Source organism: Myxococcus virescens, assembly GCF_900101905.1.
In the GTDB taxonomy this organism is placed as follows: Bacteria; Myxococcota; Myxococcia; order Myxococcales; family Myxococcaceae; genus Myxococcus; species Myxococcus virescens.
In genome coordinates, this window is record NZ_FNAJ01000018.1 from 148021 (window position 1) to 164461 (window position 16441).

12 protein-coding genes are annotated in these 16441 nt (G+C 68.8%); 4 read left to right on the plus strand and 8 right to left on the minus strand.

Annotated features, from left to right (window positions below):
* Positions 1-61: 61 nt before the first annotated feature.
* From BLU09_RS32665 to BLU09_RS32685, 5 genes are all read right to left on the minus strand, one after another.
* On the minus strand, positions 62-829 hold the full coding sequence (locus tag BLU09_RS32665) for a fimbrial biogenesis chaperone (RefSeq protein WP_090494528.1): 768 nt from the start codon (positions 827-829) through the stop codon (positions 62-64).
* 16 nt (positions 830-845) lie between these two features.
* Positions 846-1385, minus strand: coding sequence for a fruiting body development fimbrial-like coat protein PRU (pru, locus tag BLU09_RS32670; protein WP_090494530.1), 540 nt, complete (start codon positions 1383-1385; stop codon positions 846-848).
* Between the two features lie 456 nt (positions 1386-1841).
* Positions 1842-3692 (minus strand): N-acetylmuramoyl-L-alanine amidase, encoded by a 1851-nt coding sequence (locus BLU09_RS32675; RefSeq protein ID WP_090494532.1) that lies wholly within the window; start codon positions 3690-3692, stop codon positions 1842-1844.
* Between the two features lie 85 nt (positions 3693-3777).
* A complete protein-coding gene (locus BLU09_RS32680) occupies positions 3778-4542 on the minus strand; it encodes a DUF3592 domain-containing protein (protein ID WP_090494534.1) in 765 nt (254 codons plus the stop codon).
* A gap of 49 nt (positions 4543-4591) precedes the next feature.
* Positions 4592-5614: a DUF3616 domain-containing protein gene (locus BLU09_RS32685; RefSeq protein ID WP_244172216.1), complete on the minus strand. Its 1023-nt coding sequence runs from the start codon at positions 5612-5614 to the stop codon at positions 4592-4594.
* Between the two features lie 623 nt (positions 5615-6237).
* On the opposite strand from BLU09_RS32685, the gene BLU09_RS32695 reads away from it, so the two are divergent.
* Complete coding sequence (locus tag BLU09_RS32695) at positions 6238-6795, plus strand: sugar O-acetyltransferase (RefSeq protein WP_090494536.1); 558 nt, start codon at positions 6238-6240, stop codon at positions 6793-6795.
* A gap of 69 nt (positions 6796-6864) precedes the next feature.
* Complete coding sequence (locus BLU09_RS32700) at positions 6865-7458, plus strand: DUF998 domain-containing protein (RefSeq protein ID WP_090494538.1); 594 nt, start codon at positions 6865-6867, stop codon at positions 7456-7458.
* A gap of 192 nt (positions 7459-7650) precedes the next feature.
* Here the strand turns inward: BLU09_RS32700 and BLU09_RS32705 are convergent, their stop codons facing one another.
* Positions 7651-9663 carry an amidohydrolase gene (locus BLU09_RS32705; RefSeq protein ID WP_090494540.1) on the minus strand — a complete coding sequence of 671 codons (2013 nt, stop codon included), beginning with the start codon at positions 9661-9663 and terminating at the stop codon, positions 7651-7653.
* A gap of 456 nt (positions 9664-10119) precedes the next feature.
* A complete protein-coding gene (gene mutS / locus BLU09_RS32710) occupies positions 10120-12822 on the minus strand; it encodes a DNA mismatch repair protein MutS (protein ID WP_186817837.1) in 2703 nt (900 codons plus the stop codon).
* Positions 12823-13031: 209 nt separating this feature from the next.
* On the opposite strand from mutS, the gene nhaA reads away from it, so the two are divergent.
* Positions 13032-14381, plus strand: a complete 1350-nt coding sequence (gene nhaA, locus BLU09_RS32715) for a Na+/H+ antiporter NhaA (protein ID WP_090494544.1) — start codon at positions 13032-13034, stop codon at positions 14379-14381.
* A gap of 20 nt (positions 14382-14401) precedes the next feature.
* Positions 14402-16093, plus strand: a complete 1692-nt coding sequence (locus BLU09_RS32720; RefSeq protein WP_090494546.1) for an ABC1 kinase family protein — start codon at positions 14402-14404, stop codon at positions 16091-16093.
* Positions 16094-16207: 114 nt separating this feature from the next.
* Here the strand turns inward: BLU09_RS32720 and BLU09_RS32725 are convergent.
* Positions 16208-16441 (minus strand): transposase (locus BLU09_RS32725; RefSeq protein ID WP_143043240.1); only part of this gene is annotated, 234 nt, incomplete at its 5' end.

Below are 16441 nucleotides of genomic sequence, written 5' to 3' on the forward strand. Positions count from 1 at the left end.
CAGCACCGTGCATGAGGGCGCGCGGGTTGCTGCAAGCCGAGAGGGGGCCATGGTGCGTCGGTCAGCGAGCGCAGGGAGCGGGAGAATCCACGGGGGAGGTCTGACGGAGCACGCCCTGGTCGGTCTCCATCTCCACTTCCACCGTGCGGACCTTGCGGCAGGCCTTGCCAGCGATCTCCATGGCATACACCTGCGCGTCGCCCGCGAGGACGTACCAGCCGGGCTCCTCTTTCTCGACCAGCCGCTTGCCCTTGGCGTCGAGCCCCCGGACCCGAAGGTTCCGGATGAAGAAGTTCACCGTGCCCGGGTTCTGCACCCGGACGTGGAACTTCGACTCGCGCAGCACCGCTTCCGCGATCTGGCCTTGAACGGTCTTCTTCTTGGGGGCGACAAAGACAGGCACTGAGACTCGGGTGAGGACATTCAACCCAGTTGACTGGGTGGACGGTTGCAGCGGGGGAAGCTCCTCCACGACGATTCGGAAGGAGCGTTCGGTATCCTGTGGAGCCGAGGAGCTCCCCACCCGGATGGGGCGGGACTCCCCGGGCTCCAACGTCAACATGGACGGGAAGAAGAACAAATCCTGAGTCGGCGCGAGCGACATGCGCCCTTCTTCGTCCTGAACCCAGGAATAGACAGAGGCTTGGAAGCGTGTGGTTTCGCTGCTCTTGTTCCTCACGTTCATCACCACGCCACGGGCGCTTGAATCCAATTCAAGCCGAACCGGACTGACATCGAGCTCAGCCGCGCTCGCGGTCCCCATGGCAATCCATTCCAAGGCAGCCGCACACATCAGGCCGCCAGTCCAAGACAGAAGACGGTTACGCATGTGTTATCGCCCCGAATCAGAAGGTGATGGTGGCGACGACGGTGTCGTTGTACGTGCCGGAGGGAACGTTCTGGCCGCGCGGAACCGTGCCGTAGACCAGCACGGGGACGGGCAGGCCCGTGCCCAGGAACGGGAGGCCCGTGCCAGCGGTGTTGCCCCACACGATGAGGCGGGTGACGTCCTGGTACAGGCTGTACGCCAGGTAGTCCGCCGACGCCGTGTTGCGCATCCGGCGCAGCGGGGCCGCGTCCGTCGAGCCCGCGGCCGGGTGCAGGCCCTGGCCCAGGGTGATGACCGCGGTGCCGAGCAGGGTGCACTGCACGCTCAGCGCGCCCGTGCCGAACAGGTCGATGCCCAGCGCGGAGTTGACGATGATGGGGTCGTACGTGCCGAAGTTCAGCGTGCCGCCGCCGCCGCCGGCGCCAATGGAGCAGGAGCCACCGACGTTGGCGGTGACGTTCAGGTTGGCGGTGGAGGTGGCGGCCTCAGCGGGCGAGAAGGCGACGAGGGACGCGGCGGCGGTGACAGCGGCAACGGCAGTCTTGATTGCATTCATTGAGTTGCGTGCTCCATCGAGCGGCCGGTTGATTCCGGCTGCGTCAGGGCATTGCAACCCGCTCGCCGTCCGCTGAGCGGTCCAGCGGACCCCTCCCTTCAGCGCATGTCGCACCAACGCCTCGCGTGCGCTTCCAGGCAATACGTGGAAGTTGTTTCTTGTTTGTTTTTACGGCGAAACGCACACATGTCCCTGGAGGGAGCCCTTCAGGGAGGGACGGACAGGCTTCGCGGCCCGCGCCAGGTCCTTGGCATGTGGCATCGTGTGACAGGATGTACCCAGGGGGCGTAAGTTCATTGCCCACGCTGGGCAAGACTCTACCCACCCCTGGAACGAGAAGCGCGAGGGTGTCCGGCGGCGTCTACCCGGTGACACGCGCGTTCCCCAGGCGAACGGAACTGAACTGCCCAGCACGTCCGTCCTTGCTACCCACTTCTGGCGAAGCGCCGGACGCGCTCAGTCCACCTTCGCCACGCGGCGGCGGTCTCCGAGGAACTCCTCCACGCCCTGGGCGATCGCCTTGGCGACCTCGGTCTGGTAGGCATTGGACTTGAGACGTGCCTCTTCGTCTGGATTGGAGAGGAACGATGTCTCCACCAGGATGGCCGGCATCTTCACGCCCAACAACACATAGAAGAGCGCTTCCTTGTGGCCCAGGTCACGGATGCCCTTGTACTTGCGGGAGAGGCCCCCCACGAGGCTGCGCTGCACCTGGGTGGCGAGCCGCGTCGACTCCTCGGTGTTCGCCTTGGTGGCCAGGTCTGCCAGGATGAACTGGAGGTCGCTGATGCCCTTCTCCGAGGACGCGTTCTCCCGCGCGGCCAGGCGGATGGAGTAGCGGTCCGCCGACGTGTTGAGGGTGTACGTCTCGATGCCACGCAGCGTGCGCTTCTCCGCGGCGTTGCAGTGGACGGAGATGAACAGGTCTCCGTGCTCGGCGTTGGCGTACTTGGCGCGGTCCTCCAGGCGGATGAACCGGTCATCGTCGCGGGTGAGCACCACCTCCAGGCCCTTCTCGCGCAGCTCCTCCGCCAGCTTGAGGGAGATGGACAGCGCCACGTCCTTCTCGCGCGTCCCCCCCTTGCCGATGGCGCCCGTGTCGTGACCGCCGTGGCCGGGGTCGATGACCACGCGCCGCACCTTCAGGCCGAGCTGCTCCGCCAGCGTGAGCTCCATGCTGCGCGACTGCTTGGCCACGGCCTTCAGCCGGGCCTGCGCCACCTTGTCGTCCACCGGACGGGTGATGGGGCGCGGGGGCTCGGCCGCGGGCGGCTCGGTGCGGGAAGTCTTCGAGGCCAGGGCGGCGGCGACGGCCGCGTCCAGGCTGCCTTCGCGCGCGTCCGCCTTCGCGGGCGCGCTCGGCTCCTTCTGGGGAATGGTGGGCGACGGCTCGCGCGCCATCTTCTCGATGGCGGCCACCAGGGAGGCCGCAGGGCGCTCCGCGGGGGCCGAGGCCTCCACGGCCGGAGCCTGCTGCGCGTCGGCCGAGGCAACGGCTTTTCCAGGGCCGGACGCCTCGCTGGACGCATCCACCGAGGCAACGGCCTTGGCGGGACCGGACGCGTCGCTGGACGCGCCGCCCTTGCCCGCCCCCGGCGCGTCGTCCGACGTGGAGGTCTTCCCGGCGGAGGACGTATCGGCCGAGGCGACGGCCTTGGCCGGCGCGGCACCCTTGCCCGCAACGGACGAATCAGCGGACGCGCCGCCCTTGCCGGAGGCGCCCGACTTGCCCGGCGGGGGCGCATCGTTCTTGGCCACCGCGGGCGCGGCCTTGCGTGGGGGCGGCGGCGGGGCCTTGGGCGACGGCAGCGAGGCCAGCAGCTCCCGCATCTCCCGAGCCCGGTCACCCTTGCCGTTGACGGCCAGCGTCTCCGTCAGGACCTTGCGCGCGGACTCCGGCTGGTCCAGCCGGTGGACGTGAATCTTCGCGAGCGCCAGCGCACCGTCATCCGACAGCCGGTGCTTCGGGTAGCCCTCCAACAGCTTGGTGTAGTCGGTGATGGAGGCCTTGAGGTCGTCCTCCACGAAGGAGATGCGGCTCAGCTCCTGGAGCATCTCCGCCGCCGTGAACAGGGCATCCGGCGCGCGGTCCGACTTCGGGAAGCGCGCGGCCACGGACTCGAAGCGCGCCACCACGTTCAGCCAGTGATGGCGCAGCTTGCGCCGGGCCGCGTCGTCCTTCAGCGCGTAATAGACCTTGCGAGCACCCTGGTAGGCCTCCTCGGCCTCGTCTCGCTTGGCGGCCCCCACCGCGCTCGGGACGAGCAGCAGCAGCACGGGCAGCACGATGACGAGGCGCGAGTGCATGGGGTTCCTCCGGGTGGGCGCGAGCTACAGGCGTGTGTCACACAGCCCCACCTCCCCGGCAAATTTTCGGCCCCCACCATCTGCCTCAGCGCAGCCACCCCAGCACACCCGCGAGGTCCTGGTCGATGACGCGCGCCCACCCAGGCTGCCGGGGCACCACCGCCGCCAGCACCTTCTCCCCGTTGCGCACGGGCGCCCGCCCCGGCCGGACCCGGGCGCGAACCGCGTGCTTCACATCCTGCCGGAAATAGTGGGCCGGAAAGGACACCTCGCCTCGGGCCTCCGGCAGGGGCCCGTCCGGCGTCAGCCACACCAGCGCGCCCAGCCGCAGCGGCTCCACCTCTGAGCGCCACAGCCGCCGCATCTCCCACGCGAAGTACCCCACGGCCACCAGCACGCCCAGGCCGATGCCCCAGGGGAGCAGCCCCACGCGCATCGCCCGGGAGCGAGCGAAGCCGGCCTCGCGCGGCCGGTCCGGCATGGCGGGGTCCACCAGCAGTGTCACCCGCGCGCCCCGCCCCAGGCCCTCGGCGTACTCCGCGAAGGTCCGGACGCCGGACACGGAGTGCTCCGCCTCCGCGAAGGTATAGAGCACCTCCAGGGCGGCTTCCGCGCCATCCCGGGCGTCCAGGGGCGGAAGGCGGGAGGCCACCACCAGCCCCTCCACTTCCTCCGCCCGCGCCGCGAAGCCCTGCTCTTCGACGAAGTAGCGTCCCGCCCAGCCGGCGCCGGTGCCCAGGAGCGCCACGGCCACCAGTCCCAGGAGGACGCCTCGCACCACGCGCCCCACGGCGCCGGGCACCTGCGTCAGTCGGACCTGCCGGGGAGCATGCGGAATGGCCAGCTGCATATGGACGCGCAGCCTACCCCAAGCGCTGCGGACGGACGCACCCGCCGCCTCACGGCGATTCCGGCAGCCGCACCCAGACGCCCCGGAAGCGCTTGCGCGCCGGGTCCTTCAGCCGCTTGCACTCGACGCCGTCCACGGGCGCGGCGCCGTCGTCGCTGAGCAGCAGGATTTCCTCGGCGTCCTCTGGCGTGAAGAAGGCCTCCGGGTTCAGGCCCGCCAGGTCCACCGATTCCACGGCGACCGGGGCCTCCTCACCGCCGCGCCAGGTGAACAGCCGCGAGGTGCCCTCTCCCGCCGTGCCACCGCTGATGATGACGTAGCGGCCGCGCCACCAGGACAGCGAACGGATGCCCAAGCCGCCCAGGTCCAGTTGCACGGGCTCGCCCAGCTGGGCCCGAGCGCCCTCTTCCACCAACGCAACCGGGTTGAGCAGCGGCACCAGCAGCGCCTTCCCGTCGGGCACGGGGCTGCGGAAGCCCACGAGGATGGTGCGCCCATCCGCCATGGCCGTCATGCCCTCGATGTTGAGCCCCCCCGGAGCCTTGGGCGCCTTCGCCTCCGCGCCATCCAGCCCGAAGCGCGCCAGTTGCGGCGCCGCGAGCATGTCATCCAGGAGTTGCGTGTACGGCCGGCCCACCAACCGGGGCCCCGCGTCCGTCTCCTCGGTGGCGAAGAAGCGCAGCCGGCTGGGCGCCTTCTTCCCGGAGCTGTTGCGGCCGTGAGACGTCAGCCAGAAGGACAGCGAGCCCAGCCCGGTGGCCGCCTCGATGTCCGCCTCCGGGGGCTTCTTCTTCGCCGCGGGCAGCTCCAGGTCCGGGGACAGGTCCACGCTCTGCACGGGGGGGCCGCCCCGGCGCGCGTCGTAGACACGGAGGATGTTGTCCTCATCGTCGCCCACGACGAACAGGCTGCCGCCGAGCGCCACCGCGCCGGAGGCATCACACATGCCCTCGAAGCGCAGCACCTCGCGGCCCGCCACGGAGGCGGCGGCCACGGCGTCTGGCCGCTCCCCCACGCCGTGCGCCGCGCACCCACAGACCAGGACTCCCATGTAGACAGGCAGCATCCTCATGGCCCCACTCTTGGTCACGCGCAGCGCATGTGGGGAGTGCCGTGGCGAAGACTGTGCGCTGTGCGACACCGGGACTGTGGGGCCGACACGAACCCCCGTGCCGGCCCCAGAGGTGATGTGTTGCCAGCGCCGTCCTGAGCCTTCATTTCTTGGGAGGGTTGTTTCCGCGACCTCCACCAGAGGGGTTCCCGGTCGTGCTCGGAGCATTGGCCGGCCTGCCATGACCGCCGCCGCCTCCTCCTCCCTTGCCCGAACCTCCGCCCCCCTGCCCTCCACCATTGCCCTTGCCACCACCGGAACCCTGACCGCCGCTTCCGTTGCCTTTGCCCATCATGCCTCCTTGGTGAGGAAACACGCGGACGACACACCATCCCCTGGCATGGAGGGAAGGATCCGCCCGTCCCGACGTGCAATTGCAGACATCAAGCGCGCCAAGTCAGACGGAGCCTGTGCTACCGCGGCTCAATGCAGGAAGCGCGTGAGCACCGCCAGGTCGTCGGCTCCAGGCCCGTGAGCGCGACCTGACAAATGTGGACGTTCTGCGCCGGGAACACGTGACGCAACCCAACGGAGGGACTGAGATGCTCCGCCCTGCCGACGAGCCCCGTGAAGGAGGAGCACCCATGAAGAGTGAGCGCCAGAAGATGCTGGATGGGGAGCTTTACGACCCGTTTGACGCGGAACTGGTAGCGGCTCGCATTCGCGCGCGGGACCTCTGCCAATCGCTCAATGCCACCCGCGAGGGCGAGCAGGAGGAGCGGCGGCGCATCCTCCAAGCGCTGGTCGGCGCAGGCGGCGAAACGGTGTGGATGCAGCCTCCTTTCTTCTGCGACTACGGCTCGAATATCGAGCTGGGGGAGCGCGTATTCTTCAACTTCAACTGCGTCGTGCTGGACGTGTGCAAGGTGCACATCGGCGACTACACGCTCTTCGGGCCTGGGGTGCAGATCTACACGCCCATGCACCCGTTCAACGCGGAGCTGCGGCGGAAGGAGGAGTACGGCAAGCCCGTCACCATCGGCTCGGATGTCTGGGTGGGCGGCGGGGCGATCATCCTGCCGGGCGTTCGAATCGGCTCGCGCGCAGTCATCGGTGCCGGCAGCGTCGTGACGAGGGACGTTCCTGACGGCGTGTTCGCCGCCGGGAACCCCTGCCGTGTCATCCGAGAGATCACGGAGTAGCCATCGCGTCAGGAGGCACGCTCGCGGGACGGGTTTTCGCCAGGGGCGCCGCGCGCTTAATGCCGGGGAATGAGCTTCTGGATCGTCGTTGCGGCGGTGCTCACCGCGTTGCTGGCCACCGTGCCACCGTGGTGGTTCGCGCGCCGACGCCCTGGTTACAGCCACCTGAGGAACACCATCAGCGAGCTCGGGGAGACTGGGGCCCCCGATGCGCTCCGGGTGGCTTGGCTCGCCTTTGCGCCCCTGGGCCTCGCGGTCTGGGTGTTCGTAGCGCTGCTCGGAGGGGGACTACCGGAGGACGCTGCGACGGGGCTCATCCTGCTATCGTTGCTGGGCGTGAGCTACGTCGGCGCCGCGGTGTTCCCGTGTGACGCGGGGGCGCCATTCTGGGGGACCTGGCGGAACCAGATTCACAACCTCGTCGCCGCCATCGGCTACTTCGGCGCGGGCGCTGGGTTGATCGAGCTTGGGCGCACCTTCGAGGACACGGCGATGCTGTCCAATCTTGCGATGCTCACTGCCGCGCTGGGCAAGGGAGTCCTCGCCGGAATCTTCGTGCTGTCCTTCGAATCGCCCGTGCGAGGACTTGTTCAGCGCCTCATCGAGGCGACGGTTTTCGGCTGGATGCTCCTGGTGGGCGTGTGGTTGGTGGTGGCGGCCTGAGCCAATCCCTGCCGCCCCGCGGCGACGCAATCGCTCAGCCCTTTTGAGGCGCGCCCTGAGGCGAGGCGCACCTCGGCAGCTCGCTGTTCGGAAATGTCGGGAGATTTCGCGGCGCAAAACCGGACGCCAAGACGAACGCCTCCCACAGGAGTCCCCTGTGGGAGGCGTCTGGACTGGGCGCTCGAGCGCCGTTCAGTGCTGGCTGCCGGTGGGCCGTCCGTTGAGGTAGGTCTGGATCACCTGAATCTGGCTGATCTTCGTCGGGTCGCCCTTCTTGGCCGGGTCGAAATCGAGCGGGTTGGCGCTCAGCACGACGAAGTCAGCCACCTTGTCGGGCTCGATGCTGCCAATCAGCTTGTCGAGCTCGTGGTGACGGGCCGGCACGATGGTAATCGCGCGCAGCGCCTCCTCGACGGTCGCCGCATGCTGGGCCCCTAGCACATACGTGTTGGTGAAGTCCGGATAGGACCAGGTGCGCCGCGTCACGGCCTGCTCCACGAACCAGAGGGGACGCGTCGGGGTCACCATGGAATCACTGTGGAGCGAGAACGGAACTTCGTTCTCACGGTCATAGGCGATGGGGTCGATCTCGCTCGCTGCCTCCTGCCCCAGCATCCCCACGAAGGCGTCACCCCAGTACGCCACGTGACCAATCAGGTGCGTCACCTGGACGTCGAGCGCCGACACCGGATTCCCATCCATGACACCCGCGCCCTTGCGCAGGTCACCAATGCGCTTGGAGAGCGCCGGCCGGCCCACCGTGTTGTGGATGAGGAGCACGCGGCGGGGGTTCTCCTTCGCCTGCTGGAGCCGCGACAACGCATCCAGCGCCCACGTGTTCGCGCCATTGCCGTTGGCGTGGAGATTGAACCGCCACGTCCCCTGATTCCAGAGCGGGCTCAACTGGTCGACAATGGCCTGCGCGCTGTCGTAATCCGCCCGGCCCTCGCCTGCATCGGAGCAGTGCCCACCCTCCAGGTACTGATACGGCGAATCGAGCTTCGCGGTGCAGCCCTGCGTGGAGCCATCCACCCAGATCTTGATACCACCGGCGCCCAGCCACTTCGGCAGCGCACAGTCATTGCCAGCCTTCGGCTCACAGGCGGGGGCCGTCGGCTTGAGCCCCGCTTCCATCGCGGCATCCGCCACCACGACACCCGTGATGCGGAAGGGGAACCCGGGCAGCTCGGTGAACCGCTTCACGGCGTTGATCTGCCCCACGCTCTGGAGCCCACCATCCGCGATGGTGGTGACACCTGCATTGCGCAGCGCCATGATGGCGCGATCAATCTCCGCGCCGCCCTGCTCCGCGAGCTTGACCGGGTCGGAGTGCATCAGGGTCATCGGGAGGTTCTGCTGCATCGCCTTCATGAACGGCCCGAAAGCGGACGACTCCCGAAGCAGGCCCGTGAAGTTGCCATCCGCATCCGTGACCCATTCGCCACCGCCCTTGCCAACGGACTCAGGCGGCTTGCAGCCCTTGACGACTCCGTTCGGACAGACAGCCTCGAAGGCCTTCTGGTTCACGTAGGCCAGGTGGCCCGACTGGTCCACGATGAGCACCGGCCGTTCCTTGGCCTTGGGCACACACGCTTCGAGGTAGAACTTCGGGTTCGTCATGAAGCTCGCAGGGCCGCCCTTGCCGCAGCCCGTTGTGTTGTCGAACGTCTGCCTCGACGGATCCAGGTTCATCCCCAGGACGAAGACGTCGCTCCCGATGGCACTCGCGTCCTCCACCTTCATCGAGGAGAGCGCGCTCAGGATATCCCTGCGGGGCCTGCAGTCCGCGGACGGGTCCACCCTGTACGGGGGAGGCAGGCAGGGCGCCAGGTCATGCGTGCCCAACACACTCTGAAGGAGCGTCGGCAGGAAGTGCATGTGCGGATCGAAGAAGCCCGGCATCAAGACCTGCCCGGGCGCGAGCTGGACGGTTTGCACCGAGGTGTCCAGGCCCTTCTGCACCTCGTGCGCGGTGCCAACCTTCAGGATCTGGCCTCGATCATCCACCAGGACGGCTTCGGCAATGGTCCCCTTGTCGTCCATGGTGAGCACCTTCCCGAGAAACAGGGTGGCGCCAGGCCTTGCGGGGCCGCGCTCGATGGGCGCCGCGCAGGACGACAGGAGGGCGAGTGCAGCCACGAGCTTGGAGCCACGGGGGAATGCACGGGGAGGACATGAGGCATCTCGACGCAGAGGTCCAGACATAGGACTCCTTTTAAATGAGGTGAGACACCATACACAGAAATTCAATCAAATCCATACACCCCAAGACCTCAAAGACAGACGCGTCAAAATGTCGTCCGACGCGTCAACAGAGGTCACTGACACGTCAGACGTGGCCCGTCCCCAGGGAGCATCCGCCGTGAGGCTGTGAACTGACACGGCAGACGGTCCGTTGACACGTCAGCGCCGGTCCGACGCGTCAACGGGAGTCGCGCCCTGCAACCGTCCGGTCCGTCATAGGGTGATACACGGTAGTAGACGCGAGCATCGAGTCCCTGCCGTGAGCACCCTCCCTCCCACCCGAGCCGCATCAACGGACTCCGATGTGGGCGGTGACGGTGCCCTCGGGACACGACCGGATACGCGGGTGCGGCGAGGCCCTGCGCCCGAGCGAGGGCCTCACCGAGGAACAGCACAGGCGTCCCAGGCGGGCGCGCCCTACTCCAGCTCGCGCTGGAGCTTCGCCAGCAGGTTGAGCGCGTCCAGGGGCGTCATCCGGTCGATGGTCGCCCCCTTCAACGCGTCCAGCGCCTTCTGCTGCGCGGGCGTCACCCCGGCGCCGCCCTGCGCCGGCTCCATGCCGAACAGTCCCAGCTGCCCGGTCGAAGCCCCGCGCCGGCCGCCCTGGGGCTGCCGCACGGCCACCCGGGGCCGGCCCGCGTCATCCAGCTCCCCGGACTCCAGGTTCTGGAGCAGCTCACGCGCGCGCCCCACGACCTCCGGAGGCAGGCCCGCCAGCTTCGCCACCTCGATGCCATAGGAGCGGCTGGCCCCGCCCGGCACCAGCTTGCGCAGGAAGATGACCTTGCCGCTCTGCTCCTTCACGGCGACGCACAGGTTCTTCACCCGAGGCCGCTCGCGGGCCAGGTCCACCAGCTCGTGGTAGTGCGTGGCGAACAGCGCGCGCGCCCCCACCGTGTCGTGCAGGTGCTCCGCCACCGCCCAGGCAATGGAGAGCCCGTCGAAGGTGGACGTGCCACGGCCAATCTCATCCAGGATGATGAGGCTCTTGTTCGTGGCGTGATGGAGGATGTGGCTGGTCTCCGTCATCTCCACCATGAAGGTGGACTGACCGCGCGCCAGGTTGTCCGCGGCGCCCACGCGCGTGAAGATGCGATCGCACAGGCCGATGCGCGCCGCCTTCGCTGGGACGAATGAGCCCGCCTGCGCCATCAGCGCCGTCAGGGCCACCTGCCGCATCACCGTGCTCTTGCCGGCCATGTTCGGACCGGTAATCACCATCAGCTGCGCGTCCTCCGCCGGGTCCAGGCGGACGTCGTTGGGAACGAACGAATCCCCCGCCCCCAGCATGCGCTCCACCACCGGGTGCCGCCCCGCGGTGATGCTGAGCGCGACGGACGCGTCCACCTCCGGCCGCGTGTAGCCGTACTCCGCCGCGCACCGCGCGAAGGACAGCAGCGCGTCCCCGGTGGCCACCGCCTCCGCGGCGGACCGGATGCGCGGCGCCGCCGACACCACCTGCGCGCGCAGCTCCTCGAAGAGCTGAATCTCCAGCGCGCACCGCCGCTCCTCGGCGGTGAGCACCTGCTCCTCGTACTCCTTCAGCTCCGGGGTGACGAAGCGCTCGGAGTTCACCGTGGTCTGCTTGCGGATGTAATCCTTGGGCACCCGGTCGAGGTTCGACTTCGTCACCTCCAGGTAGTAGCCGAAGACCTTGTTGTAGCGGACCTTCAGCGAGGAGATGCCAGTGCGCTCCTTCTCCCGCTGCTCGATCTGGAGCAGCAGGTCCTTTCCGGACGTGGACAGCGCCACCAGCTTGTCCAGCTCCGCGTGGAAGCCGGCGCGAATCATGCCGCCGTCCTTCAGCGTCACCGGCGGCTCCTCCGCCACGGCGCGCGACAGCAGCTCCGCCAGCTCCGGCAGCGCGGACAGGGGCCCCGACAGGGATTTGAGCAGCGGGGACTCACACCGCGCCAGCACCGCCACCACCCGGGGAAGCTGCGCCAGCGACAAGCCCAGCGCGCGCAAGTCCCGTGCATTGCCCGCGCCCAGCGACAGCCGGCCGCACAGCCGCTCCAGGTCTCCCACTTCCTTGAGGATGCCGGCCAGTTCCTCGCGCCACACGCTGCGCCCGGACAGCTCTTCCACCGCGTCCAGCCGCGCGTGGATTTCCGGCAGGGAGCCCAGCGGAGACGCCAGCCACCGCGCCAGCTTGCGCGCGCCCAGGCTCGTCACCGTCTTGTCCAACACGCCCAGCAGCGAGCCCTTGCGCCCACCGTCCCGCAGCGAGCGCAGCACCTCCAGGTTGGCCCGGGAGGACTCATCCATCAGGAGGTTGCCGCCGCGCTCCTGCCGGCTCAGCCGGTCCACGTGCGCCGCCGCCGTCTTCTGCGTGTCCTTCAGGTAGCGCAGCGCAGCGCCCGCGGCGCCCGCGGCCAGGGGCGCGTCATCCAGTCCGAAAGCGGACAGCGACTGCACCGCGAAGTGACTGCGCAGGTAGCCCGCCGCTCGCGTGGGGTCGAACGACGCGGCCTCGCCCTCCGCCACCGCTGGCGTGCGCACCAGCCGGGCGAGCAGTTGCACCACCTCCGGCGCGTCCCGCTTCCCGTCCGGCACCAGCAGCTCACGGGGCTCCACGCGCGACAGCGACTCCGCCAGCTCCGCGATGCCTGGGGCCTCCAGGGCCATGAACTCGCCGGTGGACGCCTCCAGCAGCGCCGCGCCCCAGCCCTTGTCGTTCCAGGACACGGCGGCCAGGAAGTTGCTGGCCTGAGGCTCCAGCACCTCTTCGTCCAGCACCATGCCCGGGGTAATCACCCGCGTGACTTCCCGGCGGACGATGCCCGGCCCGTTGCCCGGCTCCTCCACCTGTTCGCAGATGGCGACCTTCAGGCCCTCCGACACGAGCCGGCCGATGTAGCGCCGCGCGGCGTGGTAGGGCACCCCGCACATGGGCACCTTGTCCGCACCCTTGGACCTCGCGGTGAGCGTGATCTGGAGGATCTCCGAGGCCTTCACCGCGTCCTCGAAGAACATCTCGTAGAAGTCACCCAACCGGAAGAACAGCAGCGAGTCCGGGTGGAGCGCCTTCACCTCCATGTACTGGCGCATCATGGGGGTCAGGGAGGCAATCTCCCGGGCGCCCGCACCCTCGTTCACCGGCCCCACCTCGGGCGTCATGTCCCCGGGGAGATCCACCGCTGCGGTCCTGCCTGCCTTTGCCTGCTGCGTCACGGCCATCCCTGCCCTTCTCTCATGGCCCCACCCCTGGATCAACGAACCGGCGCCCTACCCGCCGAGTTCCCTTACCACCCCCCGCCGACATTCCACCCACCCCACCGCTGAAAACGGGTGCCAGCCCCGGCGACGCGGGGCATCGTGCGCGCCGCATGGCGCAGACACCCCCTACCTCAGAGGCCCGGCCCCGGCCTCCAGTCCCCGCACTCTTCCGCGTGGCCCTGGCGCCCATCCAGGCCTTCTTCCGCCTGGAGGCGGCCAGCGGCATCCTGCTCGCGCTGTGCGCCGTGGCCGCCATGGCGTGGGCCAACTCGCCGTGGGCCGCCACCTACTCCGCCGTGTTCGACGCCCGCATGACGGTGGGGCTGGCGGGCGTCCACGCGGGCTTCAGCGTCCGCGAGTTCATCAACGACGGGCTGATGACGCTGTTCTTCTTCGTCGTCGGCATGGAAATCAAGCGCGAGCTGAGCTCGGGGGAGCTGCGCACCTTCTCCCGCGCGGTGCTGCCGCTCATCGCCGCGTTGGGCGGCATGATTGTCCCCGCCGCGCTCTACGCCGCCTTCAACCAGGGGACGCCCGCCCAGGCGGGCTGGGCCATCCCCATGGCCACCGACATCGCCTTCTCCATTGGCTGCCTCACGCTGGTCAAGACGCGCGTGAGCCACGGGCTGGTCGTGTTCCTCACGGCGCTGGCCATCTTCGATGACATCGGCGGAATCCTCGTCATCGCGCTCTTCTACGGCTCGGGGCTCCACGTCAGCTGGCTCGTGGGAGCCCTGGGCGTGCTCGCCGTGCTGGCGTGCCTCAACCACTTCCAGGTGCGCAACGGCGTGGCGTACGCGCTGGCGGGCGCGGCGCTCTGGTACACGATGCACCACGGCGGCATCCACGCCACGCTGTCGGGCGTGGTGCTGGGCCTGTTCATGCCCGCACGGCCCCTGCGTCCGGGCCGCCACGTGCTGGAGGCGCTGCGCCTCTACGTGGACCGGGCGCTCCAGACGCCGATGGATGAGGCGACGCGGGGCGCGCAGATTCTCTACCTCGAGGAGCGCCTGGAGGAGCTGGAGCCGCCGCTCAACCGCTTCGTCCACCTGTGGCACGTGCCCGTGGCGTACGGCATCGTCCCCCTCTTCGCCCTGGCGAACTCGGGCATCTCCCTGGAGGGCATGGGCTGGGCGGACCTGCTCCGGCCGCTGCCGCTGGGCATCATCGCCGGCCTCTTCGTGGGCAAGCAGGTGGGCATCTTCCTGTTCACCTGGGGCTCGCTGAAGCTGGGCGTGGCGGACCGGCCCGGCGGTGCGACGCTGCCGCAGCTCCACGGCGTCGCGGTGGTGGCGGGCATTGGCTTCACGGTGGCCCTGTTCGTGGCGGGGCTGGCCTTCCCCACCCAGCCGGAGCTGCTCACGGAGGCCAAGCTGGGCATCCTGGTGGGCTCGCTGCTTTCCGCGGTGGTGGGCTACGCACTCTTGCGCTTCGTGGCGAAGCCGGCCGTCCCGGCGTAACGTAGAGGACAGGAACGCTCGTGATTCTCCAAGACCTCAACCGCGTGCGGCAAATCACCGTCATCGCGGCGCGCCACGGCTTTGGTGAGCTGGCGGAGCGCGCGGGGCTGTGGCGCATCCTCGGCCGCAAGGAGAAGGTGGAAATCTCCCCGGAGGCCCAGCGCGCCTCCACCGCGCGGCGCTTCCGCATGCTGCTCAACGACCTGGGCCCCACCTTCGTCAAGCTGGGACAGGTGCTGTCCACCCGCGCCGACCTGCTGCCCGCCGAATACATCGACGAGCTGGCGATGCTCCAGGACCACGTGGAGCCCATCTCCCTGGAGGATGTCCGCGCGCAGATTGAAGGTTCGCTCGGGGCCAGCGTGGAGAGCCTCTTCGCCACCATCGACCCGGCGCCGCTGGCCGCCGCGTCCATCGCCCAGGTGCACCGCGCGATGACGCTGGAGGGTGAAGAGGTGGTGGTGAAGGTGCAGCGGCCGGGCATCGCCGAGCGCATCGACTCCGACCTGGGCGTGCTGCGCAGCCTGGCGCGCCTGCTGGAGGCCGTGGTGGAGGAGACGGGCGTGTACACGCCCACCGGCATCGTGGATGAGTTCGACCGGGCCATCCACGAGGAGCTGGACTTCATCAACGAGGCCACCAACATCCGGGCCTTCCTGGAGAACCACCGCGAGCGGCCCTACCTCAAGATTCCGCGCGTCTACTCCGGCCTGTCCAGCCGCACGGTGCTGACCATGGAGTTCATCCGCGGCGTGAAGCTCAACCCCGCGGAGCTGAGCGAGCCCGAGCGCAAGGCCATTGCCCAGAACATCCTGGACGCCTCCTTCCGGCAGCTCTTCGAGGACGGCCTGTTCCACGGCGATCCGCACCCGGGCAACCTGCTGCTGCTGGAGGACCACCGGCTGGCGCTGCTGGACTTCGGCGTGGTGGGCCGGCTGTCGCGCCCCATGCAGGAGACGCTGGTCATGCTGTGCCTGGCGGTGGCGCTCAAGGACAGCGAATCCGTGGCGCGCATCCTCTACCGCGTGGGCGTGCCGGACGCGCGCGCCAACCTGGTGGGCTTCCGCAATGACATCGAGGCGCTGCTCGGCCAGCACCTGGCCACGACGCTGGGCCAGGTGGACACGCGCTCGCTGCTGAGGGACTTGCTGGACCTGGCGGTGAAGTACCGCATCCGCATCCCCAAGGAGTACGCGCTGCTCAGCCGGGCCTCCGTGTCCACGGAGGGCATGCTGCGCAGCCTGTACCCGGAGATGAACATCATCGAGGTGGCGCTCCCGTACGCCAAGGAGCTGCTCGCCGGGCGCTACGATCCGATGCAGCTCCAGGGCGGACTGATGCGCACGCTGCTGCGCTTCCAGGCCATGGCGCAGGACCTGCCCACGCAGCTGTCGCAGATCCTGCTGGACATGGAGTCCGGCAAGTTCACCGTCACGGTGCGCGCGGACCAGTTCGACAAGCTGAATGAGAACCTGCGCGGCGCGGCGGTGATTGCCTTCATGGGCCTGTGCGCATGCGGGTTCATCGTGGGCGCGTTCATCTCCTTCGCGCCCAAGCCGTGGATGTACGGCAACGTGCCGGTGCTCGGCGTGGTGGGCATCGCGGTGGCGGCGGCCTTCTTCGGCGCGGCGATCACCTGGTACCTCTTCGGTGGCCGGGGCCTGGGGAAGGTGCGCTTGAGCCGCTTCCTCAAGAAACCCAAGCGCAAGTAGCTTGTCGCCTCTAGCAGGCTGTTGAAGAAGTCCGGTTTGTGGGCATGAGACCGGGCTTCTCGTGTCCTCCGCTCTCAACCTTGTCATCGGGGGGAGGCGGAGGGCGAAGAGCGCCTATGCGGCAGCCAGCCGCGCCATCCGCACCAGGTTGTACGCGGCGCCCACCAGGTAGGCCGCCATCTCCGTCCGCTCCCTGCCTTTGAAACGCGTCTTGCGGAAGCCGCCCACCGTCTTCATCCAGCCCCAGACTTCTTCTATTCGTTTCCGTATCCGCTGGCTGAGGGCGTATCCGGCGGACCTCGTCGTTCGCCTGTCGATGGCCGAGCGGCGTCGAGTGTCCGTCGTCTG

Bases quoted from the DNA above. Each gene is read 5' to 3' on its own strand.
- BLU09_RS32665 (WP_090494528.1), bottom strand. From the start codon at position 829: ATGCGTAACCGTCTTCTGTCTTGGACTGGCGGCCTGATGTGTGCGGCT.
- pru (WP_090494530.1), bottom strand. From the start codon at position 1,385: ATGAATGCAATCAAGACTGCCGTTGCCGCTGTCACCGCCGCCGCGTCC.
- BLU09_RS32675 (WP_090494532.1), bottom strand. From the start codon at position 3,692: ATGCACTCGCGCCTCGTCATCGTGCTGCCCGTGCTGCTGCTGCTCGTC.
- BLU09_RS32680 (WP_090494534.1), bottom strand. From the start codon at position 4,542: ATGCAGCTGGCCATTCCGCATGCTCCCCGGCAGGTCCGACTGACGCAG.
- BLU09_RS32685 (WP_244172216.1), bottom strand. From the start codon at position 5,614: ATGAGGATGCTGCCTGTCTACATGGGAGTCCTGGTCTGTGGGTGCGCG.
- BLU09_RS32695 (WP_090494536.1), top strand. From the start codon at position 6,238: ATGAAGAGTGAGCGCCAGAAGATGCTGGATGGGGAGCTTTACGACCCG.
- BLU09_RS32700 (WP_090494538.1), top strand. From the start codon at position 6,865: ATGAGCTTCTGGATCGTCGTTGCGGCGGTGCTCACCGCGTTGCTGGCC.
- BLU09_RS32705 (WP_090494540.1), bottom strand. From the start codon at position 9,663: ATGTCTGGACCTCTGCGTCGAGATGCCTCATGTCCTCCCCGTGCATTC.
- mutS (WP_186817837.1), bottom strand. From the start codon at position 12,822: ATGACGCCCGAGGTGGGGCCGGTGAACGAGGGTGCGGGCGCCCGGGAG.
- nhaA (WP_090494544.1), top strand. From the start codon at position 13,032: ATGGCGCAGACACCCCCTACCTCAGAGGCCCGGCCCCGGCCTCCAGTC.